The 20971-nt window shown below is 63.3% G+C and carries 17 protein-coding genes and 2 pseudogenes; 12 read left to right on the top strand and 7 right to left on the bottom strand.

The window, feature by feature from the left end:
- Positions 1-192: 192 nt before the first annotated feature.
- The gene (locus LKG04_RS01970; protein WP_291759081.1) at positions 193-828 is read right to left on the bottom strand and encodes a LytR C-terminal domain-containing protein; all 636 of its coding nucleotides are present in this window, start codon (positions 826-828) and stop codon (positions 193-195) included.
- A gap of 263 nt (positions 829-1091) precedes the next feature.
- Here LKG04_RS01970 and LKG04_RS01965 point away from each other — a divergent pair, with 263 nt between their 5' ends.
- The 12 genes and pseudogenes from LKG04_RS01965 to LKG04_RS01910 all read left to right on the top strand — a co-directional run bounded on the left by LKG04_RS01965 (position 1092) and on the right by LKG04_RS01910 (position 13868).
- Positions 1092-1958 carry a uracil-DNA glycosylase gene (locus LKG04_RS01965; protein WP_434734827.1) on the top strand — a complete coding sequence of 289 codons (867 nt, stop codon included), beginning with the start codon at positions 1092-1094 and terminating at the stop codon, positions 1956-1958.
- 41 nt (positions 1959-1999) lie between these two features.
- Positions 2000-3067, top strand: coding sequence for an AAA family ATPase (locus LKG04_RS01960; RefSeq protein ID WP_291759082.1), 1068 nt, complete (start codon positions 2000-2002; stop codon positions 3065-3067).
- Positions 3064-4023 (top strand): DUF58 domain-containing protein, encoded by a 960-nt coding sequence (locus tag LKG04_RS01955; RefSeq protein WP_291759084.1) that lies wholly within the window; start codon positions 3064-3066, stop codon positions 4021-4023. Before LKG04_RS01960 ends, LKG04_RS01955 begins: the two co-directional genes overlap by 4 nt.
- Complete coding sequence (locus tag LKG04_RS01950) at positions 4020-4550, top strand: hypothetical protein (protein ID WP_291759086.1); 531 nt, start codon at positions 4020-4022, stop codon at positions 4548-4550. Before LKG04_RS01955 ends, LKG04_RS01950 begins: the two co-directional genes overlap by 4 nt.
- On the top strand, positions 4547-5623 hold the full coding sequence (locus LKG04_RS01945; protein ID WP_291759090.1) for a VWA domain-containing protein: 1077 nt from the start codon (positions 4547-4549) through the stop codon (positions 5621-5623). The genes LKG04_RS01950 and LKG04_RS01945 overlap by 4 nt, the downstream gene beginning before the upstream one ends.
- Positions 5620-6645, top strand: a complete 1026-nt coding sequence (locus LKG04_RS01940; protein ID WP_291759093.1) for a vWA domain-containing protein — start codon at positions 5620-5622, stop codon at positions 6643-6645. The genes LKG04_RS01945 and LKG04_RS01940 overlap by 4 nt, the downstream gene beginning before the upstream one ends.
- Positions 6642-7388, top strand: a complete 747-nt coding sequence (locus tag LKG04_RS01935; protein ID WP_291759095.1) for a DUF6466 family protein — start codon at positions 6642-6644, stop codon at positions 7386-7388. Before LKG04_RS01940 ends, LKG04_RS01935 begins: the two co-directional genes overlap by 4 nt.
- A gap of 122 nt (positions 7389-7510) precedes the next feature.
- Positions 7511-7831, top strand: a complete 321-nt coding sequence (locus LKG04_RS01930) for a hypothetical protein (RefSeq protein WP_291759097.1) — start codon at positions 7511-7513, stop codon at positions 7829-7831.
- Positions 7828-9396: an alpha/beta hydrolase gene (locus LKG04_RS01925; protein ID WP_291759098.1), complete on the top strand. Its 1569-nt coding sequence runs from the start codon at positions 7828-7830 to the stop codon at positions 9394-9396. Before LKG04_RS01930 ends, LKG04_RS01925 begins: the two co-directional genes overlap by 4 nt.
- Before the next feature lie 32 nt (positions 9397-9428).
- Positions 9429-10862, top strand: a pseudogene (gene purB / locus LKG04_RS01920) (adenylosuccinate lyase); the annotation flags it as partial.
- 68 nt (positions 10863-10930) lie between these two features.
- Positions 10931-13441 (top strand): lysylphosphatidylglycerol synthase transmembrane domain-containing protein, encoded by a 2511-nt coding sequence (locus LKG04_RS01915; protein ID WP_291759101.1) that lies wholly within the window; start codon positions 10931-10933, stop codon positions 13439-13441.
- Between the two features lie 145 nt (positions 13442-13586).
- Positions 13587-13868: an HU family DNA-binding protein gene (locus LKG04_RS01910; RefSeq protein ID WP_024463720.1), complete on the top strand. Its 282-nt coding sequence runs from the start codon at positions 13587-13589 to the stop codon at positions 13866-13868.
- A 99-nt stretch (positions 13869-13967) separates the two neighbouring features.
- Here LKG04_RS01910 and LKG04_RS01905 read toward each other — a convergent pair whose 3' ends face one another.
- The 6 genes and pseudogenes from LKG04_RS01905 to LKG04_RS01880 all read right to left on the bottom strand — a co-directional run bounded on the left by LKG04_RS01905 (position 13968) and on the right by LKG04_RS01880 (position 20964).
- Positions 13968-15485, bottom strand: a complete 1518-nt coding sequence (locus LKG04_RS01905; RefSeq protein ID WP_291759108.1) for a proteasome accessory factor PafA2 family protein — start codon at positions 15483-15485, stop codon at positions 13968-13970.
- A complete protein-coding gene (locus LKG04_RS01900) occupies positions 15485-15694 on the bottom strand; it encodes a ubiquitin-like protein Pup (protein WP_291759110.1) in 210 nt (69 codons plus the stop codon). Before LKG04_RS01900 ends, LKG04_RS01905 begins: the two co-directional genes overlap by 1 nt.
- Positions 15695-15901: 207 nt before the next feature.
- Positions 15902-16738: pseudogene (locus tag LKG04_RS01895) on the bottom strand (inositol monophosphatase family protein); the annotation flags it as partial.
- A 79-nt stretch (positions 16739-16817) separates the two neighbouring features.
- A complete protein-coding gene (dop, locus tag LKG04_RS01890; RefSeq protein ID WP_291759113.1) occupies positions 16818-18494 on the bottom strand; it encodes a depupylase/deamidase Dop in 1677 nt (558 codons plus the stop codon).
- The gene (gene arc, locus LKG04_RS01885) at positions 18491-20101 is read right to left on the bottom strand and encodes a proteasome ATPase (protein WP_291759359.1); all 1611 of its coding nucleotides are present in this window, start codon (positions 20099-20101) and stop codon (positions 18491-18493) included. The genes dop and arc overlap by 4 nt, the downstream gene beginning before the upstream one ends.
- A gap of 185 nt (positions 20102-20286) precedes the next feature.
- Positions 20287-20964, bottom strand: coding sequence for a DedA family protein (locus LKG04_RS01880; RefSeq protein WP_291759114.1), 678 nt, complete (start codon positions 20962-20964; stop codon positions 20287-20289).
- Positions 20965-20971 lie beyond the last annotated feature (7 nt).

The raw sequence follows: 20971 nt of genomic DNA, 5'->3' as shown, positions 1-20971 counted from the left end.
TGATTCCGGACCTCCCACCTCGCAGCTAAGAAAACATTGTAACGTTGAGCCGGGAGAAAAACGCCGAACACCGCATTCTCGTGTCACGAATGTAACAATAAAGCGCCCTGCAGGTCCGAAACGCCGATGATCGACCTTCCGCCTCGCGAGGCGCTTCACACACGAATATCCTGCAAATCAGGCCGTTCGGCCTCAGCTCATCAGCACAACGACCACGGGCGACTTGATCTGCTGCATCTGCTGCACATTGGAGATGCCCAACGTCTTCGCAACATCCTGCGCGGTCGACAGATCGGTTTCGTTCTGATACCAGACCACCGTGGCGGACGGAACCTGACCGGTGGGGGTTGCTGCAGTCACGCTGGTGTAGCCGTTGCGAGCCAGTATCGTGGCCTTGCTCGCCGCGTACTTATTGATGCGAGTGGCGTTGATGACCTGCACGGCGACATTCTTGTTGACCGTCTGCTGCGCAGGCTCCTGCGAGCTGGTCGAAGGCGAGGACTCAGGGGTCTGGCTGCTCTGCCCTGCGCTTGCCTGCGGCGTGTCCGATGCGGATGGAACGTTACTGGCCGAAGCCGCGGGGCTGCCAGCCACCTGGCTTAGCGAGGCGGCCGACTGCCATGGCAAACGGACTTTGGCTGCCTCGCCCGAATACACGCCCCAAGCCAACAGCCCGGCCAACGCAGCCACGACGATGATGACGATGAACGGCGTCAGCCGGCGCGCCACGGAGCGCCTGCCCCGATGCACGCCCACAGGGCCGTCCGGCGGGGTGTCGAACGCATCCTCGACATACGGATCGGCCGTATCCTCTTCCATACGCGCCATGGCTGTCCTTTCCCTAGAGATTCTCCCCATGAGTATATAGCGCCCTGCATGCAGGCGCCCCTGACACCAGGGCTTCGGCACGCAGCAATATTGATACCAGCCCAAGCATATATGGTGTGGCAATGGCGTATAGCCACCACGAGTCTATCGCCACCCAAAGGCCACACTCATGAATTGCGGCATGCGCCGCCGCAAGCATGCGGCGAGGAGCGCAGGTCGGTTTCGCGAATGCCCGCTCATGCGGCATGGCTAGAGTGGAGGCCATGTCTCAGACTTTTCAGGCCGCCGACGCCCGGCAAACCGTCCCAAACCCTCAGCATCCCCACCATCATGCGCAGGCCAAGCCGCTGCGCGAGCTCATCGATCCAGGCTGGGCCGAGGCACTCGCCGCCGTCGAGCCCAACGTGCACCGCATGGGCGATTTCCTGCGCGGCGAACTGTCGCAGGGCCGGCGCTATCTGCCCGCCAGCAAGAACATTCTGCGTGCCTTCACGATCCCGATCGACTCCATCAAGGTCCTGATCGTGGGCCAAGACCCCTATCCCACGCCAGGTCATCCGGTGGGCCTGAGCTTCAGCGTGGCACCCGACGTGCGGCCGCTGCCCAAGAGCCTTGTCAACATCTATCACGAACTCGGCGATGACTTGGGACTGCCGATGCCCGCCAATGGGGATCTGACGCCGTGGACGCGCAGAGGCGTCATGCTGCTCAACCGGTGTCTGAGCGTGCAGATCGGGCGGCCCAACAGCCATCAGGGCAAAGGCTGGGAGAAGATCACCGATGAGGCGATCCGCGCGCTCAACGCCAGGACGGACGAACAAGGCCGTCCCAAGCCGCTGGTCGCCATTCTGTGGGGCCGCAACGCGCAAAGCTTGGAGCCTCTGCTCACCAACGCCGTCGTCATCAAATCGCCGCATCCCAGCCCGCTGTCCGCTTCGCGCGGATTCTTCGGCTCGCGGCCGTTTTCGAGGGCCAATCAGGCACTTCGCTCCATGGGAGCCGAAACGGTGGATTGGAGCCTCCCCGCAGCTGCGCCACAAGTCGCCGCGCATGCCGCGCTTGAACCGCATCCCAGGCGCATCTCAGGCGCGGCAGTTACAATGCCTGAAGAACACAGCAACCGTATATAGCACCTAATAAACCATTTACCGATTCCGATAGAGTGAATGCCATGGCCTTATTGCCCACCCAACCGCATATATCCGCACAGCCAGATCTCGCGCCGCCGCAGCCGCGGCGCATGCCTGCTCTTTCCGGCGCCGACGTCGCGCGCGCGCACGTTTTGGCGGATCGTATCCGCGCCCGATTTTCGCAGACCCTTGTCGGCCAGGATACACTGCGCGAGTCGCTGATCGTCACGCTGGTCGCCGGCGGACATATCCTGATCGAGTCCGTGCCCGGACTGGCCAAGACCACGGCGGCGCAGACCCTTGCCACATCGGTCTCCGGCACATTCAAACGCGTGCAATGCACGCCGGACCTCATGCCGTCCGATCTCGTCGGCACGCAGATCTTCGATTTCTCCACGCAACGTTTCAGCACGCAGATCGGCCCGATCCACGCCAATTTCGTGCTGCTGGACGAGATCAACCGCTCGAATGCGAAAACCCAGTCCGCCATGCTCGAGGCGATGGCCGAAGGCGCTACGACCATCGGCGGCGAACGCATTGCCCTGCCCAGGCCGTTCATGGTGATTGCCACGCAGAACCCGATCGAGGAGGAGGGCACATTCGTCCTGCCTGAGGCGCAGATGGACCGTTTCATGATGAAGGCGGTCATGTCGTACCCCACAGCCGACGAAGAGGAGCATATGCTGGAAATGCTTACGCGTCGTGGCTCGGACGTCTTCGATCCCGCGAGCTTGGACAAGAATGTCCTTTCGCTGCAGGACGTCGAGTTCCTGCGCTCCGGCGCACGCCGGGTGCACGTCTCCGAATCGATCATGCGCTATGCCGTGGAATTGGCAGCCACGACGCGTGGCGCGGGACCCCATCCGCTGCGCAATCTTTCGTCGCTGGTACGCCTGGGCGCAAGCCCGCGCGCCTCGATCGCGCTGACGCGCACCGGGCAGGCCCACGCCTTGCTGGCAGGACGCGATTATGTCGTGCCCGAAGACGTCAAGTTCTTCGCCCACGAGGTGCTGCGCCATCGCATCGTGCTCACTTTCGAGGCGCTGGCCGACGGCGTGGCCGCCGATCAGGTGGTCGACTCGGTGCTGCAGGCGGTTCCAGTCCCATGATTGATTCGCAACGCCACTCGATGCCGGTGCGCAGACGGATAGAGGCGCTCGCGGCATCGCTCAGCCTGCCGACCGTGCGCAAGGCCTTGGGCGTGGTGGAGGGCGAGCATGCTTCCGGTCGCCGCGCAGGCAGCGGAGACACGATGGAAACTCGGCTCTACACGCGTGAGGACGAGGCGCGGCTCATCGATTGGAAGACGAGCGCCCGCGCCGGACAGCCCATGGTGACCCAGCGCGAACGGCTGGTGACCTCTCGTGTCTGGCTGCTCATGGACGTCGGGCGCCAGATGCTGGGCGCCTGCCCCTCCGGGGAGCGCGCCTGGCAGGTCGCGGCCAACGCCATGTGCATGTTCGCAGGGCTGAGCCTGAAACGTTCCGACGAAATCTCGCTGGTTTTCGGCGACGCGCACTCGATCACGCGCGTGCCGTTCCACGGCGGCTTCGCCCAGTTCGAACGCACGTTGGACGACGCGCTGGAGCGAGACTGGGCGGGATCGCGCAATATCGGCGCGTTGCTCGACTACGCGCTGCGCATCGCGGACCGTCAGGCGCTGATCGTGCTGGCCACTGATGAGCATGCACTGCGCGAAGAGCATCTGCACACATTGCGTATCATCGCGCGCACGCATCCAGTGGTGCTGATCGATGTCGCCACACTTAATCCTTTCGCGCCAGACGCATTTGCCAAGGTCGTCGACGGCTCAAGCGGCCGGCGTATTCCCGCATTCCTGCGCCGCGAGCAGCCGGCCAGGGAAGTGGCTGCGCATCGCGCGTTCCTCGCCGCAGCCTTGGAGCATGAACTGGTCACGACCGGTTCGACAATGATTCGCGCCTCGTCGAGCGAAGCGATGTTTGCGCGGTTCGTGTCACTGGTCTCGGCCGCGCTTTCGCGCTCTACCGGCAACCAGCTGGCGGCTGTTGCACATCTCAACACCCAGGAGCTGATGGCCCGATGACCGCGATCGCCATCGAATACCGCGATCTGCGGCCTGTGCCGCAGATCGCGAGCACCACGACGCTGACAATGCTGCTGATCGGCTGCGCGGCGCTGCTGCTTGCATCGGTCATCGTGATCGTTGTGCTGTCCCAGCCAAGGCGCGCACCGCGGCGCGCGCGGGCGGTCGGGGCCCATAGCGGTTCCAACGACAGGAATGTCTGGCATGCACGCATCGACGCCATTGTGGAGCAGCATGCGCGTGGCGCCATCACCCGCGCCGAGGCCTTCGACGAGCTGGCGCAGGTGGCGCGCAATTACGCCTCGGTCGCAAGCGGCGCGGACATGCGCACGCAGACACTGCTCGAACTCAGCCGACGGCCGCACAGCGCTTCGGACCAGCACAGCTTGAATTTGCTGAAGCAGACGATCGGCGCCCTGTACCCGCCACAGTTCGCCGATGCGCAAGCCGACGTCCAAGCGCGCGACACGAGCGTTGAACAGGCTGGGGAATGGGTGTCGCGGCTCGTCGAAAGGTGGCGGAGATGATCTTGGCCTGGCAATGGCCTGCGGCTTTCCTCGTCGCCATCGCCGTGCTGGTGGCGCTGTTCCTGCTCATGTTCGCCTTCGGAGCGTTCCGGCGGGGACATGACCCGGACGCTGCACAGGTATTCGATCTTGACGACGACATGCAGGGCGAGCATGCCTCGCGACTCATGCGGCAGTGGCTCATTATCGGCCTTGCGGCAACCGTTGCGCTGATTCTGGCATTGGCGACCGCGATCGCCTTGATCGCGCGCCCTGCGCAGGTCGATCAGGGCGCAGAACATGCCGGCAGCAGGGATATCGTGCTATGTCTCGACGTCTCCGGTTCGACGCTGCCTTATGACCGCGAAGTGATCAACACCTATTTGTCGCTGGTTTCCAGCTTCCGCGGCGAACGCATCGGCATGAGCATCTTCAACTCGACGTCGCGCACCGTCTTTCCGCTGACCGACGATTACAGACTGGTCGCGAGCCAGCTCACTGCCGCGAGTTCGGTGCTCAAGGGCGTGGAATCACAGAATGATATCGATCAGATGAGCGATGCGGACTACCAGAAGATTTCGGACTGGCTCGATGGCACGCAGAACCGCACGGACGAGACTTCGCTGATCGGCGACGGCGTGGTCAGCTGCGCCGCGATGCTGCCGGGGTTCGCCTACGGCGCCGAGGCCGGACGGACGGGGCAATACGCACAACGGCAGCGCTCGGCATCCATTGTGCTGGCGACTGACAATGTGGTCTCCGGCAAGCCCACCTACAGCCTCAAACAGGCGCTTGATCTGGCGTCGCGTGCGCATATCGCCGTGGATGGGCTATATTCCGGTCCTACGGCCAGCGAGGGAGACGACGCCACCACGCAGATGCGCACGCTGATCCGATCCCACGGCGGCTCCTTCGTCACCCAGCGCGATGACCGGTCGGTGAATGATCTGGTACGCGATATCGAAACCCGACGGCACGCCGCCGATCAGAGCGGATCGCGCGCCGCAGTACTCGATGCCCCCGGCTGGTGGGTGTTGGCGCTGGCTGTGCTGACCATGCTCTGGATGCTTGCGGCATGGAGGCTGAGACGATGAATGCAATGACCCTCTCCCCCGCTTTGGGCTGGCCCGCAGGCGCCGCCATATCCGTCATCATGGCGGCATTGGCCATCTTGGCGGCCGTTGTGCATGCCCGCCGCAAACGCAGCAGCGACGAGACGCTGCTGGCGTGCATACGAAGGATGGCGCTGTGCCTAGTGATCGCCGTCATGGCACTGACCCCCAGCGTGCCGCAAGCCACAACATCACGCGCGGTCCAGGCGACCGACGTAGTGGTCGCGCTCGACGTCACCGGGTCGATGGCGGTCAAGGATGCGCAATACGGTTCGCCAGCCACTATGACTCGTCTTGACGCCGCAAGACACGCCGTCGCGGATCTGACCGCGTCATATGCGAATTCGAGCTTCGCGGCGATCCGCTTCGGTGTCAGCGGCACGTTGGACGTGCCGCTGACACCGGATACGTTGGCGATCCGCAACTGGGCGAACACGTTGGAAACCGAGCCTACCTCGATTTCGACCGGTTCGCGTCTCGACGCTCCGGTCGACCAACTGCTGACCACACTCAAAACGATTCGCGACGGGCATCCTGATGACGCGATCGTCCTGTATCTCATCACCGACGGCGAGCAGACCTCGCCCAAGGCGCGCCGCACCTATTCCTCGCTGCGCCGCTACCTCGACGACGCCTACACGCTCGGCGTGGGTTCGGCCAAAGGCGGGGCGATACCGCTGATCCGGCCAGGAGACATGCAGAACAGCACCAGCGGACAGTGGGTGGAAGACCCGGCCACCGGCAAACCGGGCGTCTCGCGCATGGATGAGAAAAACCTGAGAGCCATCGCCGATGAGCTCGGCGGCGAGAATATCATCCTCGGGGCGAGACAGACCATGGCCGACAGCGTTTCCAGCAAGGCGTCGCAGCGGTGGAAGACCACGGCAGGCGACGATCAGCGCGAACGACTCACGCCTGTGGTATGGCCGCTGGCGATCTCTGCGGCAGCGCTGCTGGCCTGGGAGCTCGGCGCATGGCTGCTCATGACCAGGAGGATGCTATGACCGTGAACCAAGACATTGCCAGAAGCGGTGCAAGGCACGGCGGCGCAGGACGCAGCGGTGTGAAAAGATACGGCGGCCCGAGGCACAATGGCCAGCTCTCGGAACATGCGTTGGGCAATCCGGCTCCGGCATTGGCGATCCCGCCTGCTGGCACGTCAACAGCTGGCTCGACAGGCAGCCCATCACCGCGCAGATCGCCGCTCGCGGTGCGGCTTCTTCTCGTCGCGTCCGCCATTGCGCTGGGTGCCGCCATGGTGTTCTGCGCGCTTAATCTGCATGCGATCGGCGTCTACAATCAGGCAACGCAATCGCTGAACGCGAATCTCAAGGCCGCCGCCAGCCCCGAAGTCGACTTGGGCACGCTCAAAACCCGTCAGCAGCAGACCGATGCCCAGTTCGGCGACGTCCAGGCCTTCACGCCTATTCTGCTGCCTGCGGTGAAGGCACCGGTCCAGGCCAACGCGCGGATATCGCAGACGCTGACCGCACGCATCAATCAGGAACTCGCCAAACAAAGCAAACAGGACGCCAGCTCTGGCGGAGCATCGCCGGACACGCCAGGAAAGGCAACTCCCAGCCCTACGCAGAGCAGCGGGCTGAGCCACGAACAGCGCAGCAAGGTGGAAGACCTGCTCAAGGCGAATCAGCAGCGGTCTTCGGACGCTACGAGCAAGAATCCCAGTGCCTCGCCCACCTCAGACGGCGACGACGGCAACACTGCTGACGGCGCCAAGCCGTGGTGATACGCAGGCGCTGCCAATCGATCATTGTCACGAAACGCCAAGCATGTGGATAAGTCGAGGCGTTTGACCACAGGGGTCATTCCGGATTGCGCAGGCGGGGATTGGCATCCTTCAATAGGGATATGCACATTACCAGGTTGAATCCCATTCGCAGGCACCCGCCTGTGCAGATCGCCGGCGGAGCCGCAGTGAACGCCGCCAGCTGCCCTTGCCATGCGGTGGCGCAGCAGAGCAGAGACCAGATCGCCGTGCTGATCCGGTCCACGGCGCAGGCTTGCGAACACACGCGCAGCGTGACCGCACGTTCGGCTTCGATTCAATGGACCGGCGCCGCCGCAACGTTCTTTCGCGACCGACTCGCCGCCGATGCTGCGGCGACAGCGCTGCTGGACGATCAGTGCCATGACATGCAGCTCTTGTTATGGTCAGGAGGCGGATTATGAGTCGGCAGGTCTCCTCCAGCATCACCGGCGGATATGGCTACAACGCGGCCACGCGCGAGCAATATGCGGCCGTCGCGCGGATGCTCAGTATGCAGGCGCAAAACCTGCTCGCCTTGGCGTCCTCTTGGAGCGCCACGGCGCTGCAGCTGCGCAGCCGGCGCTACGGCACCATATGCCCGGCTCTGTCCGGCATCTCGCCGGCAGCCGGTTCGGATCACGTGACGCTACCTTACGGTCGGCTGGAACGCGGCTGCTACGATCAGGCCGCCCGGTGCCGCTCGCTCGGACAGGAGCTGAGCGTACTCGCCAGCTTGCTGGTCCGGGCGCATTCCCTGTATTCGCAGGCAGAAAGCACCACGCGAAGCCTCATAACTAAAATGGTGAGCGCAGGTGCCGCGCTCTCCCCCGGGTACGCCGCCGCAGGCTTCGGTGTGCTCGCCGCAGGCGGCGCCGTATCCAGCTCGCTGGAATCAGGACGCTTCAATTTGGTCGGCGCACTCACCAGCACCGCCCTGATCCAGGAAGGGATGCTTTCCGTGTTGAGCCGATACGTCAACGCGGCAGGGCTGCGCCCCGGCGGCGGCGTGGACCGGTCGGCCGGCATACTCGCGCAGGCGAGTTCCCGGATCAACGACGCCGTCCAGGGCAAGCTGCTGCTCGTCAACGCCGTGCATGCGCAGACGCCTGTGGTGCGGGAGACGCATGATGTTGCCGGCGCTTTGGCGAATCTGCGCGCGCTGGGAGCCCAACGCATCGGCGCAGGATCCTCCAGCGGGCTCGACTACGGCACTATCGCCATCCAGCGCTACCGCGACGCGAAAGGGAATGCCTCATGGTTGGTCACGATCCCGGGCACAGACGGCAAGGCGGACTCGCCTTTCGGCTGGCCGCAAAACCTCGAAGTGATGAGCGACGACCCGCGCCAACGCATGAATGCCGACGGCGCGCGGCTGGTGGCCCAAGCGATGGAACAGGCGGGCATCGGCGCCACGGAGCCGGTGGCGCTTATCGGTCATTCGCAGGGCGGCATTGTCGCCGCCTCGATCGCGGCTGACATGAAAAACCGCTACCGCATCGAGCATGTGGTGACGGCTGGCTCACCCATAGCCAATCATCCCGTGCCGAACAGCACTTGGGTGACCAGCATCGAAATGGAGGACGAGCTCGTCAGGGCACTGGACGGAGCCGCCAACCCCGTACGCGACAACTGGCTCACCATCAGCGGGCATGTGCAGGGTGCCGAAGCCGGCCCGCCACGCATCACCCCGGACGGCTCATGCTCGCCGAGCGGCAGCCCAGACGCGAATCCGTTCACCGCAGCCGAAGTCGAGGACGCGGGCGGAAACAGCGAGATCAGCCATCATATGCAATATCATCAGGCCGCCTACCGGAATGCGGCCGACTTGGGATCGCCCGCATTGCAGCGGCACGACGAGCATTTCCGGCACATTGTCAGCGGCAGGCTCGAAGAGACCAGCTATTGGCAAGGGCGCGTCTATTCGGGTCCTGCCATGGCACCGCTGGAACATGACGGAATACGCTCACTCGGGCCACGCAAGCCCTGAGCTGGTTCACGGCACAAAGTACGCTGGAGCTTATGCAGCTGACCGATATCTCTCCCTCTATTGCTCTCACTTCTCTCGATGGACGCTATCACGCGCAGACCGCCGCGCTGACGGAATATCTCAGCGAACCGGCACTGAACCGGGAACGCATGAAAGTCGAAGCCGAATGGATGATCCTCCTAGCCAACGGCTTTACCGGCAATGGCTCGAAGCCCGTGCTCGACGGCGTCCAGCCGTTGAACGAAGCCGAGCAACGCTACCTTCGCGGCATCCCCGAGCGCTTTGGCGCCGAGGGAATCAAGCGGCATGCCGCTTATGAGGCGGTGACCCACCACGATGTGAAGGCGGTTGAATACTACATCGACGACGAGCTGGACCAGGCTCGCACAGAACTCGGCGCAGCGACCAGCCTGCCCGATCTCAAAACCCTCGTCCATTTCGCCTGTACATCCGAGGACATCAACAATCTTGCGATCGCCCGCTGCGTGAAGAATGCCGTCGAACGCATCTGGCTGCCGGCGGCGCGCTCCGTGGCCGACGCTTTGGAGGCCATGGCCCGGCGTCACCGTGATCTGCCGTTGCTTTCACTGACCCATGGCCAGCCGGCCACGCCGACCACGCTAGGCAAGGAACTCGCCGTCTATGTGCACCGATTGGACCGTCAGCTGAGCCATATCGAATCCCAAGAGTATCTGGGCAAATTCAACGGCGCGACCGGCACATTCGGCGCGCATGTTGCCGCACGCCCCGACGTCGGATGGATCGCGCTGTCGCGCGAATTCGTCGCCAATCGCATTGGGCTTACGTGGAACCCGTTGACTACGCAGATCGAAAGCCACGACTGGCAGGCCGAACTCTATGGCACGATCAGCCACACGAACCGCATCCTGCACAATCTCGCCGTGGACGTCTGGATGTATATTTCGCGCGGCGTCTTCGCCCAAGAACCGGTCAAGGGGGCCACCGGCTCTTCGACGATGCCGCACAAGGTCAACCCGATCCGTTTCGAAAACGCCGAGGCAAATCTAGAACTATCCTGCTCGCTGCTCGACACGCTGTCCGCCACGCTTGTGGAAAGCCGTTGGCAACGCGATCTGACGGACTCTACCACGCAACGCAACATCGGCGCTGCGCTGGGATACAGCCTGCTGGCATTGAACAATCTGCTCGGCGGGCTCAATTCCATACATCCCAACCAAGTCGTCATCGCACAAGAACTGGATGAGAACTGGGAGGTGCTCGGCGAACCCATTCAGACAGCGATGCGGGCAGCCGAGCTGGCAGGCCGACCCGGCATGGACAAGCCATACGAGAAGGTCAAGGAGCTTATGCGCGGCCGTTCGATATCGCGCGAGGACGTCGAGCGCTTCATCGATTCCCTCTCCTTCGACGATGCCACTGCGGCACGCCTCAAGGCGCTGACCCCGGCAGGATACACCGGTTTGGCGGGTACGCTGGTGGACTACGCGCTGGCAGATCAGGCTTTGGCGAACCACAATCAGTCAGACCACAATCAGTCAGACTACGCTGCGCAATGAGCAATTCACAAACACCAGGGCCGCCATCCGCTCAGGCGCCCGACGCCGCTGCGCGCCCGGCACCGGGCGGCGAGCCCTCGACCCGCTCGCAGCATCCGCAGGTGCATATCGAAGACGAGGCGCCAGAGCGAACCCGTGACTTCGCCGACCTCTTGCATGCCGCGCTTGCGCTGCTTATAGCGGTTGCGGTCGTCTTCATGGCCCTGTATCTGCGCGGCTTCACCACCGGCGTCGAATCGGACGCGCGCACCGCAGGCCAAGCATTCGGCTGGCTGATGGACATGCCGGCGACGATGCTGCAGCAGCTGGCCACTTTCGGCATCATCATCAGCGTGCTGATCCATATGCTGGTGAGCCGTGAATGGCTGCAATCCTCGATTGCGGTCATTGCGCTGTTCGCGGGCTACATCGCCATTCGCTTGCTCTCGCTGGCGCTTTCCGGCTTCGGCGGCGTGAGCATGGTCACGGCTTTCGATTCGACCGGCGTCGGCCCGGGCAGCGGTCTGCTGCCGGACATCTATGCCGGCATCGCCGCGTTCCTGACCGTTGCCGGCCCGCGTCGCACCCGTTCCTCGGTGAAATGGGGATGGAACGTCCTTTACGCGGTGGCGGTTGTGCTTGTGGTCGTCTCCTGGCATTCCGTATCGGGCATTCTCGTCTCTTTTGCGATGGGTCGCTTGATCGGCATGCTGCTGCGCTTTGCTGTCGGCACGCAGAACAAAGGCGAGTGGGGCGAGCAAATCGTGCAATCCCTGCGCTCGATCGGTCTGAACGTCACTTCGCTCTCCCGCCGCCAAGAGCGCAACACGAACGTCGGCGGCGTGTTGCAGGCCGCGCTGGACGACGATCTCATCGAGAATTCGCGTATCTACGACGCCCGGGATGACTCCGGAGATCATTACATCGTGTCCGTGCTGGACGCCCAAACCCATACCGCTGGTTATCTCAACCAACTATGGCAATGGCTGCGTCTAACCGGGGTCTCGATGCGCCGCGACCGTTCGGCCACTGATGCGAACCATCATCATCTCGCGATGATCCTCGGCTTGGGGCATCTCGGTCTGCGCGCCCCTGTGCCCTACGGCGTGACAGACAGCGAGGAATCCTCCCTGCTCGTCTTCGAGGCCAAGGACATTGCAAGCCCGCTGGACCTTTCCACATTGGGCGACGAGGATGCCGAGTCGCTCATGCGTTATCTGAAAGCGGCGAATGCGCGTGGCTATACGCACCGGCGCATCACCCCCGAGTCGATCGCACGCATGGGAGATGGGGAACCGATCATCGCCGGCTGGCATAACGGCGATTGCGCGAGCGGGAGCGCCAACGTCGCGCTCGACAAGGTGCAGCTGCTCAATTTGCTCGGCGCGACGATCGGCGTAGAGCGCACGGTGAGCATTGCGCAACGCATTTGGGGCAGAGATACGCTGATCCGTCTTGCGCCATTCGTGCAGAAGGTCGCGGTCCCTTATGCCACACGTGCGCTGACGGGCTGGCACAAGCAGCTTATGGGCGATTTGCGGGCCGCGCTGGACGCACTGGCTCCCACGGATGCGAATGAATACATGGGCAACGCGACGCTGTCGCGCTTCAGCGTGCGCTCCTTCATAGCCATTGTGCTGGCGATCGTGGCGGTCGCCGTCATCTTCACCCAGCTGCAACCCGACGAAGTCGTCGCCGCAGTGACCAAGGCCAAGCTCAGCCAGGCGGTCCTATGCTTCGTCTTCGGCATGGTCGCCTGGGCGGGCGCGGCGTTGAGCCTAGGCGCATTCATGGACAAAGGAAGACGGCACTACTTCGCGTTGTTCTGCTCCCAGGCGGCATCCGGTTTCACCGCCGTTTCGATGCCGGCAGGAGTCGGCCCCGCATTCGTGAATCTGCAGCATCTGCGCAAAAGCGGATACCGTAACACTGTCGCCACGGCGATCATGAGCGCGACATGGCTGATCCAGGCCATCACCACGGTGCTGCTGCTGCTGGGCATTGGGATTTTCACCGGCAGGAACACGCTTTCGGGCATGATCCCGACGAACACATTGATCGTAGTGATCGGCGTGTTGGGATTGCTCGTCTCGATCGCCATGGTGATTCCCCCGCTTCGCCGACTCGTCACGACGAAATACCTGCCGGTCGTCAAAGCCTATGCCGTGCAGCTTATCGATGTGATGTCGCAGCCGGCGAAAATGTTCGGCAGCGTCGTGGGTTCGCTGGTGCTCAACATCTCGACCGGGCTTGGCTTCTGGTCCGCCATGCTCGCCTTTGGCTACCACGTCAATCCGGTGGAGACCATCTTCATCTTTCTGCTGGCCAATACACTGGGCTCCGCGATTCCGACCCCCGGCGGCCTGGGGGCAGTCGAAGCCGCATTGACCTTCGCATTCACTTCGGTCGGCGTGCCCGCGGCGGTGGCCCTGTCGGCCACGCTGCTCTACCGCGTTTGCTTCTACTGGCTGCGCATTCCCATCGGCGCGCTGGCCATGAAGTGGCTCGACCGGCATAATCTGATCTGAATGTTCCTCATTTGGAAAAAGATCCGTCGAAACCCTTGGAAAATGCCCGTAGAATGCAGCATTTGCAGCGAATGTGCGCTAGTATCGGTTGATGAACATGGCTTTCGAAGAAATACGAAGGCCCCTGACTCAAGAAGGATGCTTTATGGCATACAACAAGTCTGATCTCGTCTCGAAGATCGCTCAGAAGTCGAATCTGACCAAGGCGCAGGCCGAAGCAGCGGTTAACGCATTCCAGGACGTATTCGTCGAGGCTCTGCAATCCGGCGAAGGCCTGAAGCTGACCGGCCTCTTCTCCGCCGAACGTGTCAGGCGCGCTGCGCGCACCGGACGCAACCCGCGCACCGGCGAAACCATCAAGATCCCCGCCTCCTATGGCGTGCGCATCTCCGCTGGTTCGCTGTTGAAGAAGGCCGTAACCGAGTAAGACCCGCTCCTCCTTCGTCAAAACCCTGGCCAATGCATGGTCAGGGTTTTTTCTTACTGTGCCGCCAGGCACCCTGCCCGTTCCTAGCCTTGAGCTCGATCACGACTCGAGATAACGCATTATGCGCTGGTAGTCCTCCCCCGCCTCGACGCCGAAGGGGTCGAGCAGCACCGCCTCTAGGCGCCCCGGCTGCGCCTCCTCCCCTGCTGCATGCCCCTCATCATGCCCATCGAGAGTCAGACGCGTCCAATCGCAGGAGAAATGGACGCCACGCTGCAATGCCTTGGTGATGAACGCCCCGCGCAATGCAGCACGGGTGTCTTGCGGAGGCCTGGCTAACGCCAGCTCGGCATCGTGTGCAGGCACCAGCTCGCGCATCGCACCATGGCGTAGAAGCGCCTCGTAAGCCGATCCGTTCGCCACGTCGTGGTAATCCATGTCGATCTGGGCAAGCCGGTCGTCGCAAGCTCCCGGATGACGCCGCGAGAACGCCTTGATCAGGCGCCGTTTCATGACCCAATCCACGCTAGAAGAAAGCACTTGCCAGTCGCCGGAGGAGATCCGGTCCAGGTCCTCCACCCACGCATGCAGCACCTGCTGCGGGTCCACGCGTGGCATTGCCTCAGCCATCTCCTGGCCATAGCGCTCCAGGAATCGCCGCACGACGTCGGCATAATGATATTGGATGTCCAAGGCGCTGAAATTCTGCTGATGCCGACCGATGCCCTCCGGATCCACCAGCTGCAATGGCACATGTCCCAAGCTCATGTCATGGCTGATCACGCGGTTCGCGTCGCTGGGATTCGCCAGCGCACAGGATTCCAGACCCGAAGGCTCGCCCGATCGGATCGATTGCTCGATGACGCACAGCACCAGATGCGTCGTGGCGAGCTTGAGCATGGACACCGTCTGCGATCGATTCGAATCGCCGATGATTATGTGCAGGCGGCGGTATTGCTCAGGATCGGCATGCGGCTCGTCGCGCGTATTGACCAATGGCCTTGCGCGCGTCGTAGCCGAGGAGATGGATTCATCCAAGAAATCAGCGCGCTGGGTGATTTCGAAACCGCGTCCGGACAGCCGCCCCGCGCCGCAGAACAGCTGCCGCGTGACCAAGAAGGGCAGCAGTTGCCGTTCGATGGCATGCAACGGCACGCAGCGCCGCACCAGGTAGTTCTCATGGCAGCCGAAGGAGTGTCCGGCGGAATCCACGTTGTTTTTGAACAGATGCACGGTCGCATTCGGTCCATACGATTCACGCAGCCGTTCCTGAGCATGCAATGCCAACCGCCGCATCATCCGCTCGCCTGCCAGATCCTGGGTCACGGCGGTGAGCGGGTCGCGCGCCTCGGCCGTCGCATATTCAGGATGCGAACCAACATCAAGATAAAGCCGCGAACCGTTGGGCAGATATGTGTTCGTTGAACGCGAGCGCGAAACGACCGGGCGAAACATGGCCGCTGCCGCCGCCCCTGCCGAACAGGAGTGGTCTGCGCCGGTCACGCTCACGCCGTATTCGGTTTCGATGCCGAAGATCCTCGCGAATCTGTTGACGCGCAGACGGCGATCCCCGACCGGCATGCTGCGGGAATTGCCGCTGTCGCGCAGCTGGGGCATCACTGCCCGCCCTTCTGCACGAAGCTGCCGACATATTCCTCTGCATTCGACTCCAAGGTCGATTCAATGTCATCGAGGATGGAATCCAGCGCCTCGGCCTGTTCGGAGGCCTTCGCCGAGCTCATTGCGTGCACTGCCTTTCCGGCTTCCTGCTGCTGCGCCGATTCGCGCTGCCGGGATGATGATTTGCGTTCGAACTGCTGTGGCATGGCTGTTCGCATTCCTTCCACTATGGTTGTCGTTGTCCTGCATGGTGTTGCCGGTCCTCGCCCGTTGCCGCACCGTGGGAGTTGCAGGTAGTGCACGGTTTGCCGTTATTGCACTGCCTGCCGCGGCTCGTCGGCGCCTGCGTTTTCAACTGCGGCATGTCGTCCCTCTGGCTCAGCGCGATCATCGAGTGCGGCGCCGCCAAGCTGATGCAGGTATGGCTGGAGCTCCTCGATGATCAGTCCATTGGAAGCCACGACGTCGTTCTCGCGCCGCCAATGGATCATGCCGCCATTCCATTGTCGCAGATTGCCCTGCGCCTCCCAGACCACGACTGCGCCGGCGGAGACAGCGGGCACGTCCCACTGGTGCAGATTGGGCTCGAAATAGGCGTCATAGGTGCCGTCCGCGACCTTGCACAGGTCGAGCGATGTCGGTCCCACGCGTTTGATGTCGGCAGGTCCACCTGCAATGGCGGCGACGACGTCCAGCGCACGCTTGGATTCCTCGGGGAAATACGACATGCCATAGCACACGATGGAGCCGGCGAGTGTGTCCGTCGTGGAGGGCATGATCTTCTCGCGCCTGTCCCCGGCCGACGAGCTGCGCACACGTATCGCCCCTTGCCCTTTGGCCGCCAGATAGGTCAAGGAAAGCGCAGGGGCATGCACCACGCCCAAGATTGGCTGGGCCGAGCCTTGGTCGTTGAACTCGAACAGCGAAATCGTTACCGTCCACTCGGCCATATTGCGCATGAAATTGATGGCGCCGTCGATGCCGCTCACACACCAGAAGCGATCTCCGGGCGAACACTGCGCGGGGCGCGACTGCCAGAAGCCATCGAAGGGCTCAAGGATCGCCAGCCGCGTGCTGATAAGTCGCTTCAAGCGTTCATCGACATATGAAGTGACCTGTTCGCGCGCCTTCGTGCCGTTCGGCGTGACGGCGGCGACAAGGTCGCGCGGGGTCAGCTGGTCCTGCAGCGCATACTTGCCTGCATCCTGCGCCACGCCGGCGACCTTCATCGCCAAATCTCGTAAATGCATAAGCTTATCTTTCACCTTCGCACGCACTGCCATGGCCGCGCCCTACGTCCGGCAGGTCTTCCGTTGCTTCAAGCCGATTCTACCTGCTATGCATGATGTTCACGAGCACCGACGCCGCCGTTTTCCGGCCGCGTTCGGCACCGAATCCGTCGGCCGCACCACCGCTGCCGCCAACCTCGTCAGCAAACCCGTCGGCGCACAACGCCGCGGTATAGCGGTAAGGGTCGCTCATATCCACACTCAGTGCGCCTCCTGGCGAACCGGGGTCGCGCACGGTGATCCTCGACCACGACAGCGACATGACTTGCTCGCCATAACGCCGTAACAGTTGGCCGCGCAGCCAAGCGCGCGTATCGTCAGGAGGATTCGTTTCCGCATGCTGCAGCTGCGCGGGACCATCGAATCGCACGACGCGCGAGGAAAGTTTTCCCCATGGCGAAATCGCCGGATCAAGCGCCGCCAAGCGCAAGTCGAGCGCAGCGATGCGCGGGTCCGACCATGAACAGGAGAGACGCAGCCGCAGCCGTTCCAGAAGCTGCCATTTCAGCAGCCATTCCAGCCGTGAAGCCTCGTCCGCCATGGCCATGCGCTGCCTCTCGTCGCTGTGCCGCAGCGCCGCCGTATCAGCCAACGCCTGCTTCCACATCGCGATGATACGGGTGGTTTCAACGTCCGGCCAGAGCGGCTCGCCACGGCTGTCGGTGTCATAGGCTCGCGCGCCCGCCTCATAGACGAAGGACAGCAGAATGGTCTGCAGCTGCCAGGCAGTCGTCGTTTGGCCATCAGCCAACGCCAGCATGGCCGAAAGCGACAGGTCATGCGACACCGTATGCAGCGCCGTGACCGGATCGGCCAGACGGATCTTCGCCAGCAAGGCGGACGGATCCATGCCCCGGTCGTCGGCTTGTTCGAGTGCCCACAGCAGCAGGCTGGTGGTGCCGAGTCTGAGGGCCTCAGGCACGTCCATGCGGTTGGCGTCCCCGACGATGACGTGCAGGCGGCGGTAACGCCGCCCGGCGTGGGGCTCGTCGCGCGTGTTGATGATGGGACGGTCGAAAGTCGTCTGCAAGCCGACCGCGGCATGGATGTAGTCCGCGCGCTGGCTCAGCTGATATCCGGCCGTTTCGCTGCGCTCGCCCAGTCCGACCCGGCCGGAGCCGGTATATATCTGCCGCGAGACGAAATGCGCGGTCATGAGCTGCGCCACCTGCTCGAAAGGCACGTTGCGCAGCATCAGGTAGTTCTCATGCGAGCCCCAGCTCGCACCTTTACCGTCGACGTTGTTACGGTGCAGGACGATATCCTGGTCGCGCTGCCGGCTCGCGCGACGCGCGGCCGCGAGCATCAGGGCGTCGCCGGCACGGTCGTAGCGCACGGCTGCGAAGGGACCCAAGGTTTCGGGCGCGCTGTATTCAGGGTGGGCGTGGTCGACATAAATCCGAGCGCCATTGAACGCTGGCGCATTGGCGATATCACGTTGGGAGCCGTCGACCAGAGCGCGTGCAGATGCGCTGTCGAGCCCGCCGATGAACTCGTCCGTCAGCATGTCGGAACGGGCCTGAGTCCGGGGAAAGCGACCGGTGCGCGCGTCGTTGACCGGATCTTCACGGCCGTAATCCCAGCGGACATGCGCGGTGCGCGGATCGGCAGCGGCACCGACGACGGCGAAAGACAGCCTCACTGGCTCATATGGCTGTGTTGCAGGAGCCGAAACCGCGTATTCGGTTTCGGTCCCCATGACGCGCTGTACGCTCATGGCAGCACCTCCTGCGACCGCGTTGCGCCGTCTGCCGTGTCCCCGCGCAGCTGCTGGTCCGCCGGCTGCAACGCCACGACGCGACCGCCAGCCACCCCGTTGACGCGCGACCACTGCTGCGGATCCGCGTCCAGCACCGAATCCTTGGTCTCGGCATACTCCTCCTCGACCGCGGCGGCCAGCAGCCCCACGTCAAGCCGGACATCCGCCCCGGAAACGATGGACTGCTTGACCGCTCTGGTCTTTGCCCGATCGACGATGTTGCGCAGCATGGCACCCGACACTACGCCGGAAAGATACAGCGGCGTCCACCGGCCCTGCTCATCGCGCAGATCGGCGATATGACGGCACTCTTGGCGCGCAAAGATATCACCGGCAAGTACCCCCGCCAGCACCTCGGCATCCTTGGCCGGATCCAGCGGCAGATCGTCGGTCAGATAGTGCAGGATGATCTGTCTGGCCTGTTCGATATCGGGCCGGTCGATGCGGATCTTGATGTCAAGTCGCCCAGGCCGCAACACCGCGGGATCGATCATGTCGACGCGGTTGGAGGCACCGATGACGATGACGTTGTCGAGCCGTTCCACGCCATCGAGCTCGGCCAGAAACTGCGGCACGATCGTTGTCTCCACATCGCTGGAGACCCCGCTGCCGCGCGTGCGCAGCAGCGAATCCATCTCGTCGATGAACACGATGACCGGCCGGCCGGATTGGGCCCGTTCGCGGGCCCGTTTGAAGATCATGCGGATCAGCCGCTCGGATTCGCCGACGTACTTATTGAGCAGCTCGGGCCCTTTGACCGAAAGGAACACACCCGAGCCGGTGCCGGCGCCTTCGGCCAGCGCGTGCGCCACGGCCTTCGCGATCAGCGTCTTGCCATTGCCGGGCGGGCCGTACAGCAGCACGCCCTTAGGCGGGTTGAGATCGTAGCGCTCGAACAGGGCACGATGCAGGAATGGCAGCTGCACGGCGTCGCGTATGCGTTCGATCTGCGCGTCGAGCCCGCCGATGTCGGCGAAAGTGACGCCCGGCGCCTCTTCGAGCACAAGGTCGGCAGTGTCCTCGTTGGGCAGCAGCTCGAGCGCGAAACGCTGCGCCGGATCGACGATCACGCGATCGTTTGGCGACAGGCTCGTATGCGCCAGCGCCGAAGCGCGACGCAGGACCGCGTCATTGCCCGAGCTGTCGGCGACCACCAGCCGGCCGTCGTCCAGCACCTGCGTGACGCTGCGCACCATGCCGGAGCCTTCGACGCCGCGCTGCTCGACAAGCACCATGTTTTCGTTGAGCAGCACGGTGCAGCCGGCGGCCAGCCGGGATGCGTTCACATTCGATGCAACCGGAACGATCAGGCGTCTCGTGCCCGCAAGCACTTCGGCGCTGGCATGGCGCACGCCCTGCTCGTCGGTGTTCGCCGAGTCGACGCGGACCATAGTCGCATAGCTCAGCGGCGGCTGCGCCAGCTGGGCGAGCTGCGCCTTCGCCTTGCTCAGTTCCTTGCCGGCCCGTTTGAGCGCGGCGGCGAGCGCGTGATTCTTGGCTGCAAGCCGGTCGTTCACCGCCTCCGGACCCTCGTCAGGCGCCGATTCTCCAGGATCGGTCGCCATGCCATTGAGACCACGATCGCTGTCAATCACTGTCGCTCCCCTGTCGCTCTTCACTCAGCACCGTTTACGCAGCGCTATCTACTCATTGTCGCCTGTTCAGCGCCGCCTAGCCGGAGCGGTTTCACCCGCCATCTGCCTGCAGTGTCCAAATGTACTGCACGCCGCCTTCGCTCGGTGCCGTTGCCTCAACGTCGCCTGCTCACCACCAGATTACGCACCCATCGCGCAAGAAGGAAGACGACAATCGCGACAAGCAGCACGATAACAACGTCTTCCATCGCGCCCAGCACCCCAAGAATCGAGCACCACTGGTCGCCGAGCAGATAGCCGGCCGTCACCAGAATCGTGTTCCACACCGCCGAGCCAAGCAGCGTCCAGCCGGTGAAATGCAGGAAATTCATGCGGTTGAATCCGGCGGGGATCGAGATCAGCGACCGCACGACCGGTATGACGCGCCCGAGGAGCACAGACCATGTGCCGTAGCGCGTGAACCAGCTGTTCGCCTTGTCGACGTCCGACCGCGACACGCCGGGAATCGCATCGGCTGCGCGATGAATGCGCTCCAAGCCGATCAGCCGCGCGATGCCATACAGCGACCAGGCGCCGAGCAATGAGCCCGCGCTGGACCATGCGATCGCAACCAGCAGGGTCATCGAGCCGCGCGCTGCCGCGAATCCTGCCAACGGCAGAATCACCTCGCTGGGAATCGGTGGGAAGATGGATTCCAACGCGATGGCCGCAGCCACGCCGACGCCGCCGATCGTGTCCATGAGCGAGATCAGCCAACCGGTCAACACGCCGATCAGACCCTCGGATGTCGTCGGGCATGACGGGATCGTGTTTGCGAGTGTCATTATATGCATGGGAGCC

Origin of the sequence: Bifidobacterium sp., assembly GCF_022640935.1 — a bacterium.
Classification (GTDB): Bacteria; Actinomycetota; Actinomycetes; order Actinomycetales; family Bifidobacteriaceae; genus Bifidobacterium.
Note: the sequence above shows the minus strand (reverse complement) of the source record. Positions and strands in the feature narration are given on the sequence as shown.